This is a genomic window from Nitritalea sp., from assembly GCF_054166705.1.
Genome location: NZ_JBSZCV010000002.1, coordinates 21,492 through 37,385 on the forward strand (window position 1 = coordinate 21,492; position 15,894 = coordinate 37,385).

At 49.9% G+C, this 15,894-nt stretch carries 12 protein-coding genes; 3 read left to right on the forward strand and 9 right to left on the reverse strand.

The features are described from left to right. Position 1 precedes the first annotated feature (1 nt). Both ACXIT9_RS00450 and ACXIT9_RS00455 read right to left on the reverse strand, forming a co-directional pair. Complete coding sequence (locus ACXIT9_RS00450; RefSeq protein WP_458054280.1) at positions 2–1,015, reverse strand: glycosyltransferase family 2 protein; 1,014 nt, start codon at positions 1,013–1,015, stop codon at positions 2–4. Further along, positions 1,012–1,347, reverse strand: coding sequence for a YbaB/EbfC family nucleoid-associated protein (locus ACXIT9_RS00455; protein ID WP_458054281.1), 336 nt, complete (start codon positions 1,345–1,347; stop codon positions 1,012–1,014). Before ACXIT9_RS00455 ends, ACXIT9_RS00450 begins: the two co-directional genes overlap by 4 nt. A gap of 421 nt (positions 1,348–1,768) precedes the next feature. On the opposite strand from ACXIT9_RS00455, the gene ACXIT9_RS00460 reads away from it, so the two are divergent. Continuing rightward, complete coding sequence (locus tag ACXIT9_RS00460; RefSeq protein ID WP_458054282.1) at positions 1,769–2,050, forward strand: hypothetical protein; 282 nt, start codon at positions 1,769–1,771, stop codon at positions 2,048–2,050. A gap of 197 nt (positions 2,051–2,247) precedes the next feature. Here ACXIT9_RS00460 and ACXIT9_RS00465 read toward each other — a convergent pair whose 3' ends face one another. From ACXIT9_RS00465 to ACXIT9_RS00475, 3 genes are all read right to left on the reverse strand, one after another. Then, complete coding sequence (locus ACXIT9_RS00465; protein WP_458054283.1) at positions 2,248–4,941, reverse strand: hypothetical protein; 2,694 nt, start codon at positions 4,939–4,941, stop codon at positions 2,248–2,250. A gap of 143 nt (positions 4,942–5,084) precedes the next feature. Beyond that, positions 5,085–6,446: a histidine--tRNA ligase gene (hisS, locus tag ACXIT9_RS00470; protein WP_458054284.1), complete on the reverse strand. Its 1,362-nt coding sequence runs from the start codon at positions 6,444–6,446 to the stop codon at positions 5,085–5,087. A gap of 433 nt (positions 6,447–6,879) precedes the next feature. Then, positions 6,880–7,404, reverse strand: coding sequence for a metallophosphoesterase family protein (locus ACXIT9_RS00475; protein ID WP_458054285.1), 525 nt, complete (start codon positions 7,402–7,404; stop codon positions 6,880–6,882). A 249-nt stretch (positions 7,405–7,653) separates the two neighbouring features. Here ACXIT9_RS00475 and ACXIT9_RS00480 point away from each other — a divergent pair, with 249 nt between their 5' ends. Both ACXIT9_RS00480 and ACXIT9_RS00485 read left to right on the forward strand, forming a co-directional pair. Further along, positions 7,654–8,073, forward strand: a complete 420-nt coding sequence (locus ACXIT9_RS00480) for a rhodanese-like domain-containing protein (RefSeq protein WP_458054286.1) — start codon at positions 7,654–7,656, stop codon at positions 8,071–8,073. A gap of 98 nt (positions 8,074–8,171) precedes the next feature. After that, the gene (locus tag ACXIT9_RS00485) at positions 8,172–9,152 is read left to right on the forward strand and encodes a pyruvate dehydrogenase complex E1 component subunit beta (protein WP_458054287.1); all 981 of its coding nucleotides are present in this window, start codon (positions 8,172–8,174) and stop codon (positions 9,150–9,152) included. Between the two features lie 176 nt (positions 9,153–9,328). Here the strand turns inward: ACXIT9_RS00485 and ACXIT9_RS00490 are convergent, their stop codons facing one another. From ACXIT9_RS00490 to ACXIT9_RS00505, 4 genes are all read right to left on the reverse strand, one after another. Next, the gene (locus ACXIT9_RS00490; RefSeq protein ID WP_458054288.1) at positions 9,329–12,250 is read right to left on the reverse strand and encodes a hypothetical protein; all 2,922 of its coding nucleotides are present in this window, start codon (positions 12,248–12,250) and stop codon (positions 9,329–9,331) included. Further along, positions 12,247–13,422, reverse strand: a complete 1,176-nt coding sequence (locus tag ACXIT9_RS00495; RefSeq protein WP_458054289.1) for a hypothetical protein — start codon at positions 13,420–13,422, stop codon at positions 12,247–12,249. Before ACXIT9_RS00495 ends, ACXIT9_RS00490 begins: the two co-directional genes overlap by 4 nt. 258 nt (positions 13,423–13,680) lie before the next feature. Beyond that, entirely contained in the window at positions 13,681–14,088 is a 408-nt protein-coding gene (locus ACXIT9_RS00500) for a DUF779 domain-containing protein (protein WP_458054361.1), read from the reverse strand. Positions 14,089–14,116: 28 nt separating this feature from the next. Then, entirely contained in the window at positions 14,117–15,643 is a 1,527-nt protein-coding gene (locus ACXIT9_RS00505) for an aldehyde dehydrogenase family protein (RefSeq protein WP_458054290.1), read from the reverse strand. Between the last annotated feature and the right edge of the window lie 251 nt (positions 15,644–15,894).

Genomic DNA, 15,894 nt, shown 5'->3' on the forward strand with positions numbered 1-15,894 from the left:
CTTACAGTTCTGGGTATGTGCGGCTACCTTTCAAATAACGCGCCAAAATAATCGAGCGCAGCACGGGTTCACGTTGGCTGATAGGCCCTCGCAGGTGCTTGGGGGGCGCTGGACGTTTTTGGAGAAGCTGAACAGCAGCTTTGCGGCCTGCCCGCACCGCATCCGCCTGCGCCCATTTTCCCTGAAAAAGGAAATGTACCATGGCCAGCAGGTCAAACAGCTGGCGTGCCCGCCAAAGTCTCCGCTGTGAAGCGATAGAACTGCGATCCATAAGCATCAGTAAGGAATTCCGGATGTTTAAGAACGTCTTTTTAGGATTCGCCACAGCTAAGGTAGCCCCTCCCTGATGGTAGACCCGCACGGCGGGCAGACACCAGAGCACCAGTCCGGCATTTCGCGCTCGCCAGCAGAGGTCGATTTCCTCCATGTGGGCGAAGTAATCTGCATCAAATCCCCCCAGCGAAAAAAAGCTTGCTGCCTCCACCGCCATACAGGCTCCTGAACACCAGTCCACGGTGACGGGATCGGCATACTGCCCCAAGTCCTGCTCGCAGTGTGTCAGGACACGTCCCCGACAAAAGGGAAAGCCATACTGATCTAAATATCCCCCCGCTGCACCAGCGTATTCAAAATAATCGGGCTTTTTCGCGTCTAAGATTTTCGGCTGCACGGCGAAGGCTTGAGGCCCCTGCTGCTCTAAAAATTGTAGCAGCTGCAGGTCCCAGCCAGGGGTGACGCGCACATCTGTATTTAATAGTATAAAGAAGCGGTACTGCCCTTTTAACTGTGTCAGGCCTTGATTATAGCCTTCCGCGAAACCAAAATTATCGGCTAAGGGTAAAACCGTTAAACGTCCCTCTGCCTCATACATGCGCAGGTAGGCCCCTGAGCCATCTGAGCTCCCATTATCGATCACGTAAATGGGCAAGCTGCTCTCCTGTAAAACAGAAGGGAGAAAATCCGGCAGCACTTTCTCCCCATTAAAATTCAACAATACGATCGCTCCTGGTTTCATCCAAACATATCGCTCAGATTCATGCCTGGAATATTCGGAAGCATGCCCTGCGTGGCTTGTTTCATCTCCTCCTTAATTTTTATCTCCACAGCAGCAAGGGCATGATTTACGGCTGCCACACTTAAATCCTGTACCATCTCGCGGTCTGCAGGATTTAGTAAAGACGCATCTACCTCTAAACTAAGTACCTGCCGCTTGCCATTCACTACAGCGCGGACCATGCCCGCACCAGCTTCACCTTCTGCCTGCACATGAACAAGGTTATCCTGCACTTCCTTCATTTTGGCCTGTGCTTCCTTTACCTTATTCATCATGCCCATCATATCAAACATAGCTCTTCTCGTTTATCATTTACGTCAGTAAAAATACATAAAATCCCCTGTTTTCGGAACTATGGTGAAAGAAAGCGCGTCCACCGGGAATAGAATAGATACTTCTGGCAGGCCTTGGGCGCTGAGCGCCAAAATTTACGCTACTCCACTCCCCTAAAAACCTACCCTTAATGCCCTATAAGATAAGGACTTAAGCTTTAGGGTAAAATAAACTATCTGCCATAACCCTAGTTGCCTTATAAGATTTGTGAAAAGTGGCGACCTCCAATACAAGTAGTAACACAGAATTTTATTCTGAATGGACCCGATAAAAAAGCTATTCTACCAAATATCCGATTTTTTCGAAAAATTCGCTTAAAAATAGGAACTTTAGGGAAAGATATCATGTATATATGTCTCGAACCATTAAACAACAAATGCCATGAAAACGGTAACAGCGATTGAGAAAGAGCAAATCACAAATTTAAAATTTAGCGCCAAGGAAGTACTGCATACAGTGGAAGAAAGAAGCCTCCGCAGAGCGGATTTAGAGCGTGCCCAAGCGCTAGGCAACCTGCTGCAGAATAAAGTACGCATCCGTTTTGAAGCTGTGGACGGTGAGCATTATGAAGTGTATACCACCGTGTGGGCAGTGGGAGAGCAGTTCATTAAACTGAAAGGCGGCGTGCACATACCTGTCCACAGCATCCTGAAAATTGTATGAAGAGCCGGGGGGCTTCACGCACCTCCGTACACCTTTAGCACACACCGCTACCGACGGTCGGATATGCCCGACATAGCACTTTCAGCTAAAAGTAGGCTCCACTTTGGCATATAGCCCGTAGGCATAAACAGTCTGCGGGCTTTTCTGTGTGCCGCCACTTCCTCAACAGTTTCCCGACAGCCTTCCTGCAGCCCACCCTACTGCAGGATCACTAGGGAACGGTCATACCGGCCATCCAAACCAGGATTACGGGTAAAGTACCGCACCCGCATCGGATAAACCCCTGACGGAAGGCGCTCTCCGTTTACTTTGCCGCTCCAGCGGCAAACCGGAACAAGCTCTCCCGCATTCGTGGCTGCGCAGGAGAAGACCAGCGCTCCAGTGGAAGAAAAAACCTCAACTTCTATTCGTAGTACATCCGCTCGCATCCAGAAAAGCAGCTCCGAATCAGCCTGATCGTAGCGCAGCGCATTCGGGAAAGCCACAAAAGGAGCACAATCGTCGAAAACTAGAAATTGCTCCTGCCGGACACAGCCAAAAGCATTGCCTACCGTCAGCGTGTACAAACCCGTGCGCGAAGGACGAAACGTGGACGAGGTGGCCAGCAGCTCCCCATCCAACTCCCAACGATAGGTTTCAAAAATCCCGGGGTTAATCAAGGGGCGACGTCCATTCCGCTCACAAAAAGGATACATCGGTTCCAGACTCGGCGACAGCGGCTGTTCCAATGCCATCACCAGTACTACATCACGACCAATTTCACAGCGCTGTCCGCCTAGAAGCTGACGGAACCAAACAGCTTCATAGGTGCCCGCTTCGCGTATAGTTATGGCACGCTGGTTCGCAAAGGCAGTGAGCTCCTGCACTTCGCCGTCGGCATCGAAAAACTGCCAGCGAATTTCATCTACACCTTCCGCGTCTTCCTCTATCAAAAGATCGATGCTGCCTTCCAAGTCATTTTCACAAAAAGCGCTGACTACTAACTCGCCGGCCACACGACTTAAAATAGGGGCAACGTCCAAAGGCACGCGACCATCCGGGCAAGCCGTAACCCCGCTACGGAGTGCCTCCATGGAATAGCTGCCCGGACGTGTGATGAGCAGCACTTGTTCCCTGCCGATAATGGCGCCGTCGGCATCATACCAGCGGAAGTTTAGGTTTTCGGACGCGAGGGCTGGATCCTCGACCTGAGCTTCAAAGAATAGATTACCCGAACAGTCTTCCTCGATCAAAACGGGATTAACCGGGACGGGATCAAAAATAAATACTTGTATGTTTTGGCTCCTTGGGCAGCGTGTGTCATCCGCTGCTAGAGGCCGCCCTGTGAGGACATACTGTCCCTCTTGTGTAAGCGGAATGTCTTCAGAAAAGGCCTGGACACTGCCATCGGGGAAGCGGATGCTGTAGGCAAGGGGTTCATCCGCCGCGGGTACTAAAAGAGCTGGCCCACAGCTGCGAAGTGTGGTAGGAGCGCTATACTGCACCTGGTCCGGCATATCTACTTCCAAGATGCTTTCTTCCGGAAAGGCACATCCACCAGAGGGGCTATCGGCGATAAAATTCAACTGATACGCTCCAGGCGGAAGACGCACGAGGATGGCATCCCCCTGTCCCTCCAGTCGTCCTTCGGCTACCTCCTCCCCTGTGGTTCGGGATGTCAGGCTATAGATTCCCGGGATATCCTCCGTCAGCGCTAAGCGAAATCCACCATTTTCTACGCCAGCTTCAGTACAGGCGGGCGGCTCAGGGCTCCAACTTAGCGGACTGGGTGCCTCATTCGGGACCGTGAGCACCAGGGCGGAAAGACAGAAATCATTTTCCACAGAAAAGGTGTATACCCCAGGCGCCAAACCATCCAAAAGTTGAGGACTTCCCGGTAGTAGCTCAAAGGTAGGAAGCTCTGGGTTGGAGGTACTCCGCACTTGCAGCGGTGTATCGGTGGCGCTCAGGCGCAATTGGCCCGTGGCCGCTTCACAGGAAGCCCCCTGGAGCACCTCCGCCTCGAGCTGAGGTGCGGGTAAAATCGTCAGCGAAAACTGACCGCTGACCAGACAATTTGGATTATCGGGGTTTTGAACCTCTTGGATAATCGTGTAGCTGCCGGGCCCCGGGAGCTGGACACGCGGATTCAGCGTCAGGTTGACACCACGGGGAAGCGCCTGCCTTGTGCCCGCAGCATCTAGGAAAAACCAATTGCCTGCAAAAGGGCTGTCGCTCTCGATGAGCACCGTCTGGTCCTCACAGACCTCCTCATCCGGAAAGGTAAACTGAATGTCACCGAAATTTCCTACAAAGGTTTCCAGTTGATTCGCACAGGAACTGCCACTGTCTGAAGCTAAAAAATACCGAACGGAAAACCTCCCTTCGTTTTGTACGGCAAGCGTATTTGCATTCCCGATAACATTTCCGGCTTCATCACGCCATTCGAATGTAAAGGCATCCAGGCCCTCTGTGCTGGGATCGACAGCTTGCAACGTGACAGTTTCGTTTGCACAAAGCGTAAAATCAGGACGCAGGATAGGGGCGGGCACCTGCACCGCACGCACCTGCTGGGCTCCGGTAAATACCGGCAGCTCGAAGGGACCTCGAAGAACGCGTAAACTCACCGTAAAAGTACCCGTATTCGTGAAGGCAAAGCGCAGCTCTTGTAAATCCTCCCCTCCGGAGCGACTCGCTAAGGTATCCCCCGCAGCATTTTGGACAGTCCAAAAATAGCGATCTTGCTGGGGCTCACCCCCACCAAAAAAGCTCACCAGCTGCCCGGACTGCGCACACACTACCTCCGGACCTGTAAGGGCAGGCACAGCTTGCCCGAATCCTGTGGTAGATGTAAGGCAGAAAAGGGATAAAAAGAGCAGTAGTGCCCAAGAGTTAAAGAAAGAGGACCTCATCGCATAAGGAATAAAAAAGCATGTGAAATTTAAATAATACCACATGCCTCTTCCTATAACTTCATCTTTTCCTCGAATGTTAGGAACAGTCACCCAGAAGTCGATTTTTATAATCGCTGGATGCGAATACGTTTACACTATTCCTATCCACGCTGTCTGAGGAGAGCTTCTAATGGAAGCATTTCCTGCGTGCCTGCCTCGAGATCTTTCACTGTCACCTGACCTGCTGCGATTTCATCGTCTCCTAAAAGTAATACCTTACGTATTCCTTTTTTGGTGGCATAGGCCAGCTGCTTTTTCATCTTCGTCAGCTCGGGATAGAGTTCTACGGCCAGACCTGCAGCACGAAGCTTGGCCAGTAAGCTGAGCCCGTACTGAAAGCCCTTCGCATCAAAGTGCACCAAGAGGTAATCACTTACCTCTACGGCTTCTTCTGGAAACAGCTGCAGCACTTCCAGTACATCATACAGGCGATCCACGCCAAAGGAAAAGCCCACCCCGGGCACTCCTTCCCAGCCAAACACGCCGGTCAGGTTATCATAGCGGCCGCCCCCACTAACAGAACCAATGCCTGTATCTGGGACCTGCACCTCAAAGATAGCTCCCGTGTAATACGAAAGCCCACGAGCGAGCATAACATCCAGTACAACTCCTTTGGGCGAAGCCCCATAGGTCTGCAGCAGGGAAAACACCTCGCGCAGCTCCTCCAGACCCTCCATTCCGATCGCTGAAGGCGCTAAATAGCTGCTTAAAAAGGCCAAAGTCTCCTCCACGTCACCACTATGTGCCACCAGCGGCGCGAGAGCTGCACGCGCTCCCTCCTGAAATCCACGCTCTGCCAGCTCTTCCTGGACCTTTTCCCAGCCGATCTTGTCCAGCTTGTCGATCGCCACACAGAGAGCCGATTCTTTGCCTGCTGCACCGATCACCTCGGCGATACCGCTAAGGATTTTGCGATTGTTTAGTTTCAATTGATAATTTTCAATCTTCAAGTTAGCGAAGACTTCCTGGATCATGGCGATGATTTCAACCTCACAGAGCAAACTCTCCGTTCCGACCACATCGGCATCGCACTGGTAAAATTCCCGGTAGCGGCCACGCTGCGGACGGTCCGCACGCCAAACAGGCTGCACCTGGTACCGCTTAAAAGGAAAAGCGAGCTCGTTCCGATTCATCACGACATAACGCGCGAAAGGCACCGTCAGGTCGTAGCGTAGCCCTTTTTCCGCCACCTTCGGCAGGATATGGGCGGGGCCTTCGGCCAAATCAGACGCGGCAACCTGCTTCAAAAAATCGCCACTGTTTAAAATTTTAAAGAGCAACTGATCCCCTTCGTCTCCATATTTCCCGGTAAGGGTACTCAGGTTTTCCATGGCAGGCGTTTCCAGCGCTTGAAAACCGAACTTTTTAAATGTCTGAGTAATGGTGCGCAAGATGTAGGCGCGCTTGGCCATTTGTGCAGGACCGAAATCTCGGGTACCCTTAGGTAAACTAGGTTTTTGCATGGGGAGTATCGCGAATCGCTTCTTTTTAGTGGCGCAATTTACGCCTATTTTTTGGAAGGCGCTATCTTTTCATGTGGAGAGCCCGCCTCTAGCTGCCCGCTTACCCCGTTTTTTGAAATAAATCACCTCAGATTAAGGCATCCTGCATGGTTTTCAAAAAATATTTCCTATTTTTGCAGTCCTTTAATAGATAGCATTTAACAGATAAAATTAATAGAGCCATGGCCGTTACTACGCTAAAAAGAAAACTAAAGAGAAGAAGACAAGCAGCTACTTCACGCGTTGCGAGAATTAAACAACTTACAGCAAAGCCCGTGATTAAAAACGTGGACGTAGAGGAGTTAAAAAAATCTTTTGATAAGTAAACAGGACTCTCCGTGTATACGGAGGGTATGTAACTGAAAATAGAGCTTTCGTGGAGAGCTCTATTTTTTTATCCCAACTGTAATTCTTTAGCGGGTGCTGCACGCAGTCCGAGCTCGATCACCTGCATGTGGGACACTTTTCCTGCATCCAGGCGAAAGCGCATGAGCGTTCTCACCCGGTGAAAGCCTTTTCTGCCAGCAGCACCAGGATTCACATATAACAGGCCGAGTCCATCGTCTTTTTGGACGCGGCAAATATGGCTATGTCCGCAGACCAACCAGTCCGGCTGCTCTTGCTTTAAGATCGCTTTTACTCCTTTCGCATAGCGCGGCGGCATACCTGCGATATGCACGAGAGTAACCTTAAGGCCTTCTACCTGAAAGTGCAAAAATTCTGGATAGCGGAGGCGAATTTTTTCATCGTCGATATTTCCATAAACGGCACGTACCTGCACATGCTTGGGCACTAGCGCCTCCAGCTGCAGCTCGCCGATATCCCCAGCATGCCAGAGCTCATCCGCCTCTTCGAGATAAGCGGCAATGCGCGCATCCCAGTAGCCATGTGTATCGGATAGTAAAACAATATTTTTCATTTGGCTTAGTAATTCCTATTTTCAATAATCAAATATACCTATTTTCCTGAGAATATTCGCCTTTCGACCTGTTAAATCAGTGAATGAGAGGGAGTTCAGCAGCCCTTTCGTAGGGACACCATCCAAACAAGTTTTGCCTTCATTTTCATTTACAAGAGAAAAGCTGTAAATTGAAGCTTAATCCTAAAAAAAGAATGCGAAAACAGTGTTTTGCAAGCTGAGAAACATTCTAAAAAAAACTCGCACCCTATGCACCGACTACCTATTTCACCGCAGCTGTCTCTCTTTTTATTGGGACTGACCTTCTTTTTTGCGGCCTGTTCACAGGCGCAAAACGAAAAAATTATTCGTTTAGATGCGGAAGAATTCGCCTCTTATCTGGCCGCCGAGAAGCCAGAGGATATCATTCTCTTAGATGTACGTACGGAGCGGGAAATTCGCGAGGGCTACATCGCTGGTGCTGCATTCGCCGATGTACTTGAGGACAGTTTCGAAGAAAAAGTTGCGAAACTAGACCGAACGAAAAAATTTTACGTCTACTGTCGCTCGGCAAATCGCTCACAGCCTGCTACTGAACTGCTAGCAAAACTAGGCATAGCTGAAATTTACGAGCTCAAGGGAGGCATGATCGCCTGGGAAAAAGCAGGAAAGCCTGTGGAAAAACCCTAGCATTTTCGCTAAAAGCATAAGAGCGTGCCGAAAAGCGATTTCGGTTTTGTAATTGAGGGAGAGTTTCCTATTTTTACGAGCTGTAAACCGAAACTAAAATGAGAGTCATACAATTTAGAGAGGCCCTTCGAGAAGCCATGACAGAAGAAATGAGACGCGATAAAAACGTGTTTCTCATGGGAGAAGAGGTGGCGGAGTATAACGGTGCCTATAAAGTTTCCCAAGGCATGCTAGATGAATTCGGGCCAGATCGTGTATACGACACCCCTATTGCGGAGCTGGGTTTCGCTGGACTAGGTGTTGGCGCTGCCATGAACGGTTTAAGACCTATCATCGAGTTCATGACCTTTAACTTTTCGCTAGTAGCGATAGATCAAGTTATCAACTCGGCTGCTAAAATGCTCGCCATGTCTGGTGGGCAGTACGGTGTACCGATTGTCTTCCGTGGTCCCACAGGTAATGCAGGACAACTCGGAGCGACTCACTCTTCTAATTTTGAAAATTGGTTCGCGAACACCCCTGGCTTAAAGGTAGTCGTCCCTTCTAATCCTTACGATGCAAAAGGGCTCTTAAAATCTTCGATCCGTGATAATGATCCCGTCATTTTCATGGAATCTGAGCTCATGTATGGAGATAAAGGAGAAGTTCCAGAGGGTGAATACCTGCTTCCTATTGGCGTAGCCGATATCAAGCGTAAAGGCAAAGATGTCACCATTATTTCCTTTGGTAAAATGATGAAAGTCGCCCTGGAAGCAGCAGAAGAATTAGCAAAAGAGGGCATAGAGGCGGAAGTAATCGACCTGAGAACAGTGCGCCCGATCGACTATAAAACTTGTTTAGACTCGGTAAAAAAGACAAACCGCTGTGTCGTGGTAGAAGAAGCCAATCCTTTAGCTGCCATTTCTTCTGAACTAACCTATTCTATTCAGCGAAATGCTTTTGATTACTTAGACGCCCCTGTGATTCGTGTAAACTCCATGGATGTACCACTGAGCTATGCGCCTACCTACATCGAAACCACCATTCCAAACGTGAAAAGAACCATCGATGCTGTCAAGCAGGTGATGTATAAAAAATAAGCTGTTTTCTAAAGAACATGAAAAGACCTTTGCCCTAAGCATCGGTCTTTTTTTATGCACAACAAACAGCGATCTACCCCACCAGTTGTGGCTGCTTGTTCTACACGCTTGAGGCGACATCAAGAGTAAGAAAAAAAGACCCCATACAGGGTCTTTTCTCAACTTCTCTTTTTAGCTTACCTTTTCTCCTCCAGTGCTGCTATCCGCACTTCTACTTTTCGGTCGGCGTCATTTGTCCCAGACTGACGCCCACGAACAACTAAGCCACCCACTTCTTTTTCTACCCGATCAGCTGGTACATCGAACTTTTCGATCAGCTGCTCACGAATAAACGCGATGCGGTCTTCTATCAGACGAAGGTTATAGGAAATGTTTCCTGTATTATCTGCAAAACCCATTAACTGCAGGCGATACCCTGGACGCTCCTTCACAAAGCGGGCGATATCCTCCAGCTTTTGGATTTCTTCCTCACTCGCTTGGCGCTGATTAATCCCAAAGAATACCTCTACCTTGCTGTTTAACAAACGGACCTCCGTACGATCCAAGTTGGCCGTAGCCTCACGCGCAGCGCGTAGACTGGCTAATTCCGCTTCCGTTTCCGCTAGACGCTTTTCTACTGCTGCTAAAGCTTTTTGAGTTTCTGACGTAGGCTGTTGCCCCCCTTGTGTAAACCGAGGCGCCGCTACCTGCTCCGCCTCCCCTACCGCTACAGAAGTCAGCTGCTCAAACTCTCTTCGCTCGCTATCTTCCATGATCGGAAAGCGCAGCACACTTTCTGACAAGGTGTACAGCGCGAGCTGCTGTCTACGCAGCACTTCCTGTTCGTAGGCGGCAGCCTCTAGGCGTTCCTCTAGCGTTCTCGGCTCGGAAGCTACGACATTACGTGCTCCCACTGTGGTCGAAACGCCACTCTGCTGGGTGCCAGCTCCATTAGATGCAGCCGAACCTACAGCCACGCCGGTCGCTAGCCCTCCGGCAAAAGGCCACCAAGGGCTTGGACTGGCCGTGGCCGCTGCTGAGCCGTTATATCCAGCCCCCTCCCCTACACCCGCGCCCGCGGTCGAGCGCACTGCTCCCGCTCGGTTTAACGTCCCCATCGCTTGCTGTTGCTGCTGCCGCTGCGTCGCTAATGCTTCTCGCTCCTCGCGTAAGGCTCGCGACTCCCGATCCAGCTGATCCATCCTGCGCTGCATACGCTCATCTTCCACATAACGTTCGCGCTCTACACGTTCCACGCGAGTAGGCTCCTGGGCCTCATTCCGTATGTAAAGGGTGTCGATACGACGCTGTAAGGCTTGCTGCTGCACAGAGTCAGCCCGCATATCAGAAGAGGAAAATTGCCTCCTGGTTTGCCCATCAGCCGCTAGTCGCTCCTGACCAGCCGAATCTTTGACCGCTTCTTCTTGACTAGACTGTTCTACAGCCTCTCTTCGCGATCGAGCACTGCGCTCCTCCTGCAGCTGTACAGAACGATTCCCTACTGTATCGGAACTTGAGATAGGCATTAACAGGGCTTCTTCTAGGCTGCGCGTCGTCTCCGGATCCCACTCGAAACCCTCGCGCAGCATATAGGCCTCCATTTCTTTCGCCAGAGCGCGACGATCCACAGCAGTTGCTTCCAGCCGCGTCCGTGAAGCGCCACTAGCCAAAGGAGTAACGGGACCTACCGCTAAGGTGCGTAAGCTATCGATTTCAGCATCTAAACGAAGTTCCTCTTGTTCGAGACGGTATTGCGCGTAGCGCAATTCCAGCACTCGATCCTCTGTCGCTTTTAAACTGGAGTCCCGCTCTTCCGCCACTAAAAGCGTGTCCCTGCGCAATAGCTCGCGCTGCGCAGCAAACGTGCTGAGCAAGGCGCTATTTTGACTGGCTGCCTGCTTATTGGCAAGCTTTTGCCGCTCGCGGCGATCGATTTCCTGCTGCCAGAGCAAGCGCTGCATCTGTTCATCCATCCGGTCCAGCTGAGCGTAGTCCGGTGTCTCGATATAAAAATGATTCACCACGCGCTCCTGCTGACCACGGGAGGAGGCCACCCGCTCTAGTAGCTGAAGCCTTTCCAGAGAATCTGCTGCCGCTTTTTCGCGCTCACGACGCGCCTGGGCTTTTTCAGCCTCCTCGCGCGCACGTTCGATATCTCCTCTCGCTTCCAAATAAGAAGGACGAGGGGTAGAAAGCTTGGCCGCCTTGAAATCATTGCGCTGCGCGCCAAAACTATATTTCAGTCCAATACCATGAAAAAGCACCCAGTCCTGACCTGAGGAAGGATCTCCGCGGCGGGCACCTGGTTCGATGCCCGCACCGCCTGTGCCCGGGGATGCTAAAAAGGCTTCGAAATCACTCGCATAGCTCTCCCGAAAATTACCCCCCACACCATCCAGCTGATCCGAAAATGCATGCATGATGTCCGTCTGTGCGAACAACTCAAAACGTGCATTCAGCCGAAAACGTACTCCTAAACCTGCATTCAAGTAAAAGGCATACCCGTCATTCGGCCTCTCCTCGGTCTGAAAATCCAGCAGGCGCGTTTCAAAAACACGATTTTGTACCAGGCTAGGGTCGGAAAAAACATAGGGATTCCCCGCATCGTCTCGCATGTCGGCCCGCAAATCGTAGAGCATCAGCCCCCCACCTAAAGTGAAATAAGGCGCTATAAAGGCACGCTCACTGAGGAGACGTCCATTATCGGAACGAAAAACGAAATTAAAGCCCAAGTCGTAGGTGTCGCTACGGAAATTAAGCGCCCGATCGAAATTCGGTGCATCTAGCTGTAAACTGCCATCAGGACGTACGAAGCGGTCATTCATCCCGAAACGGTACTGCCCATAATGCAGCTGCACACCCAACCCTGGAGACAGCGCACGCTCCAGGCTTATCCGGAAAGAGGGCCTATCGGCGTAATGCGGATTATAGGTGAGCAGATGACGCATAGCCTCCCGCTCGAAAGGGCCACTAAAGCGTACAGGAGAAAGATCTCCATAATACGTGCTAAAACCACCTGAAAACCCCAGGCGCCAAGCGAAGTCGGCCTGCTGGGCGCTCGAAAAACGAGGAAGAAACAGAATCAGCAGACCTATAAGTACATAGCTGCTTTTTTTCATCGTTTCTTTTGATTAAATCCTAACCATAAATTCAATTCCAAACTCAAGCCCACAAATGGCTGTGCGTAAATAGTTCCAGAACCACCATTTTCCATGTCGATCAGCACGGCGCCCGCATTAAAGCGAAGCACATTAAAGGCGCGGTATCCAAGACCTACATAGATCGGTAAATTCACGAAAGGCCCTGAAATCTGCATTCCCTCCGCTTCGAAGTTCTGCACAAAAACACCCGCTGATAGAGAAGCATTACCTAAAAACTTGGTAAAAGTCGTATTGCCTAGCGGCAAGCTCAAGCCCACATAGGGCCCATTAAAGTACTGCGTGCTGCCTAGCGAGCGCCTCACGGCAAAGGCCCCATAGCCTACATTCAGCGGAAGGCTGTTTTGTAAGCGCTCAGTAGGGTAGTTGCGTACACTGCGGATGTCTACCAGGGTAAGTAAAGAACGGCTGAGATACTGTTCTAACTCATTCTCGACTAAATCGAAAAGCTCTTCCATGTAGGTGGCAGCGTAGACAGCTTTGTCCTCCTCTTTTTGTGTTCCGCGTTCGGAGCGGATGATATTAAAGCGGGCTCTTCTAAGGCGAATTTTATCTTTTTGGGCTAGTTTATGCTTGACCACATCCGAAAAACCCTGAAAATCACGATCCAAGTAATGGCGATAATCCGTCAGGCCCTGCTCCACGATCGCATCCAGCTGACGTAAAATCACACGATCCGATCGGAAAGAACGTATGCCTGAAGCGGTCACCTCTAAATTAGCCTTCAGGTAAGAGCGTAAGTTTTCTCCCAGTAGCGTCTTCACCTCTTTCATGTCCTCTTTCGAAGCCAGTTCGTAAAAGGCAAATTCAAAATCATAGCGCTCATTACTTTTTAAAGGTTCTGATACGAACAACTCATACTGATCTGTTCGGAAATCAAATGCTGTCTTCCAGTTGTAGTGGTGGGCGGTAGCCGTACGTCGATCGCTGGGTTTGACCTTCACCTCTACAAAGTGAATATCCTTTGGCAGGGCGCCTCGAATAAAAAAGGCCTCCTCCGCAGGAAGGAGATTGCCCTCATTTAGGTCGTTTTTGACCACGTTAAAGTTTACGTTTGGAATTTGGGCCTGTAAAGTGCTGCTTAATAAAAAGACTGGCAGTGCCACGTACAGTAATAGGAAAATCTTCTTCATCTGATTTACTTTTCGTGAAAAACGAATTATGTTAACAAAATTTAACAAATACCATTCCATATTCGGTAGTTCTCGGAGATTCCAGCTACCCCAGAACGTTTATAGATGGTTTCTAAATTAACAGCGCTATTAACAGAATGTTCTTATTTATACCTGCTATCCTCACATCTATCACGTATTTTTCCTAGCGCTAGACGAAAAAAAACGCCAAACAGAAGTCCGTTTGACGTTTTAATTTCCCGTAGGGAATAAAATCGGCTAAACTGCAGGAAATGAATCTCCTGTTTTTACAGGCTCTAGACGCGCTAACTCTTCCATCGTAAATACGCGGGAACGAATCAGAAAGCGTACCCCTAGAGGAATCTCCACCGAAAAACTACTCCCTCTCCCTGGCGTAACGTCTAGGGTGAGTTCGGTATGCTTCCAGTAGGCAAACTGATCTGCACTCATAAAGAAGTCGCAGCCATAAATTTCCCCCAACCACACATCGCTGCTGCCGATCTTAAAGTCTCCTTTCTCGAAACACATCGGCGAGGAGCCATCGCAGCAGCCACCACTCTGATGAAACATCAGTCCATCCGGATAGCGCTTGCGCAGTGTATCGATCACCTCCATGGCGGCTTCTGTGATCAGAACCCTACGCACGCGCGGCTCTTTTTCTTCCATCATCCTGTATCAGGAACAGGCCTACGGCCTAGAAGAAGCCTAATTTATCCTTGCTGTAAGAAATCAGCATATTTTTAGTCGCTCTGTAATGATCGAGCATCATCAGGTGATTCTCTCTTCCAAAGCCGGACTTTTTATAGCCACCAAACGGCGCATGAGCAGGATAGGCATGGTAGTTATTTACCCAAACACGGCCTGCCTTAATCGCACGCGGAACGGTATACAGTTCATGCGCATCTCTGGACCAAAGTCCCGCACCTAAACCATACATGGTATCGTTTGCGATTTCAATCGCCTCCTCTACTGTCTTAAAGGTAGTGACAGAAGTTACTGGACCGAAAATTTCCTCTTGGAAAATCCGCATCTTATTATGGCCCTTAAAGATGGTAGGCTGAATGTAATAGCCTGTTTCCAAACCTGAATTTAGATGCATAGCACCACCACCACAGAGCACCTCAGCACCCTCCTGCTTTCCGATGTCCAGGTAGGAAAGGATCTTCTCGAACTGATCATTAGACGCCTGCGCACCCATCATGGTATCTTCCGCTAGAGGATGGCCCATTTTGATCGCCTTCGTACGCTCCACCACGCGCTCCATAAATTTATCGTAGATATCTTCATGCACGAGGATACGTGAAGGACAGGTACACACTTCCCCCTGGTTTAAGGCGAACATTACTGCACCTTCGATACACTTATCGAAAAAGGCATCATCTTCATCAGCGATCGACTTCATAAATATATTCGGCGACTTACCTCCCAGCTCCATGGTTACAGGAACTAAGTTCTCAGAAGCATACTGCATGATCAAGCGTCCAGTAGTCGTCTCCCCCGTAAACGAAACCTTCGCCACACGAGGAGAATTCGCTAATGGCTTTCCGGCCTCCGGCCCAAAACCCGTCACTACATTAATAACCCCTGGAGGAAGTACATCTGCGATTAACTCCATCAGCACCATGATGCTCGTCGGCGTCTGCTCCGCAGGTTTTACGACCGTCGTACAGCCTGCCGCCAGCGCAGGCGCTATTTTCCACGTAGCCATAAGCAGCGGGAAGTTCCATGGGATAATTTGCCCCACCACGCCGAGTGGCTCCTTTAGCGCGATCGATACCGTATGCTCATCATGCTCCGATATCGTGCTCTCATCCGCACGAATTACACTTGCAAAATAGCGGAAATGATCGATACATAAGGGTAAATCTGCCGCCCGCGTTTCCCTTAGAGCCTTGCCATTATCGATCGTCTCGATACGTGCTAGCATCTCTAAATTCGCCTCCATAACATCAGCGATTTTGTTCAGCACCCGGCTCCGCTCCGTCGGAGAAGTTTTCGACCAGGTTTTAAATGCCTCATGGGCCGCATCGAGCGCACGATCGATGTCTTCCTTGTTGCCACGCGCTGCCTGAGAAAAGGGCTTGCCATCTATAGGAGAAATATTATCAAAATACTCCCCACTCGCTGGAGCTACAAACTTACCCCCTATAAAATGATCGTAACGCGCCTTGATTTCCGGACGCTCCACTGGCGCCGTCTGTGATAATGTTTGTGTTGACATATGGATTCTTTGGTTATTTTGGTTTAGATCAAATATCCCACATCTTTATTGATAAAAATCCACCAAATCGATCATTGTATCCACCTGATCTGACATATACCCTTTTTATATCTCTTGAAGGCCCTAACCGGGCCAAAGGACATGCTCCATAGGCCACTTTCCTGCTCCAAAACGCCTCTGCAGCAGACAGCGCTGCTAAATCCCGAAAACACAATAAGATAAGCGGCAAAAAACTTGATTTTTCGAAATAA

Coding starts and splice junctions, on each gene's coding strand:
- ACXIT9_RS00485 (WP_458054287.1), top strand. CDS start 8,172: ATGAGAGTCATACAATTTAGAGAGGCCCTTCGAGAAGCCATGACAGAA.
- ACXIT9_RS00450 (WP_458054280.1), bottom strand. CDS start 1,015: ATGAAACCAGGAGCGATCGTATTGTTGAATTTTAATGGGGAGAAAGTG.
- ACXIT9_RS00500 (WP_458054361.1), bottom strand. CDS start 14,088: ATGGAAGAAAAAGAGCCGCGCGTGCGTAGGGTTCTGATCACAGAAGCC.
- ACXIT9_RS00505 (WP_458054290.1), bottom strand. CDS start 15,643: ATGTCAACACAAACATTATCACAGACGGCGCCAGTGGAGCGTCCGGAA.
- ACXIT9_RS00490 (WP_458054288.1), bottom strand. CDS start 12,250: ATGAAAAAAAGCAGCTATGTACTTATAGGTCTGCTGATTCTGTTTCTT.
- ACXIT9_RS00455 (WP_458054281.1), bottom strand. CDS start 1,347: ATGTTTGATATGATGGGCATGATGAATAAGGTAAAGGAAGCACAGGCC.
- hisS (WP_458054284.1), bottom strand. CDS start 6,446: ATGCAAAAACCTAGTTTACCTAAGGGTACCCGAGATTTCGGTCCTGCA.
- ACXIT9_RS00465 (WP_458054283.1), bottom strand. CDS start 4,941: ATGAGGTCCTCTTTCTTTAACTCTTGGGCACTACTGCTCTTTTTATCC.
- ACXIT9_RS00480 (WP_458054286.1), top strand. CDS start 7,654: ATGCACCGACTACCTATTTCACCGCAGCTGTCTCTCTTTTTATTGGGA.
- ACXIT9_RS00495 (WP_458054289.1), bottom strand. CDS start 13,422: ATGAAGAAGATTTTCCTATTACTGTACGTGGCACTGCCAGTCTTTTTA.
- ACXIT9_RS00475 (WP_458054285.1), bottom strand. CDS start 7,404: ATGAAAAATATTGTTTTACTATCCGATACACATGGCTACTGGGATGCG.
- ACXIT9_RS00460 (WP_458054282.1), top strand. CDS start 1,769: ATGAAAACGGTAACAGCGATTGAGAAAGAGCAAATCACAAATTTAAAA.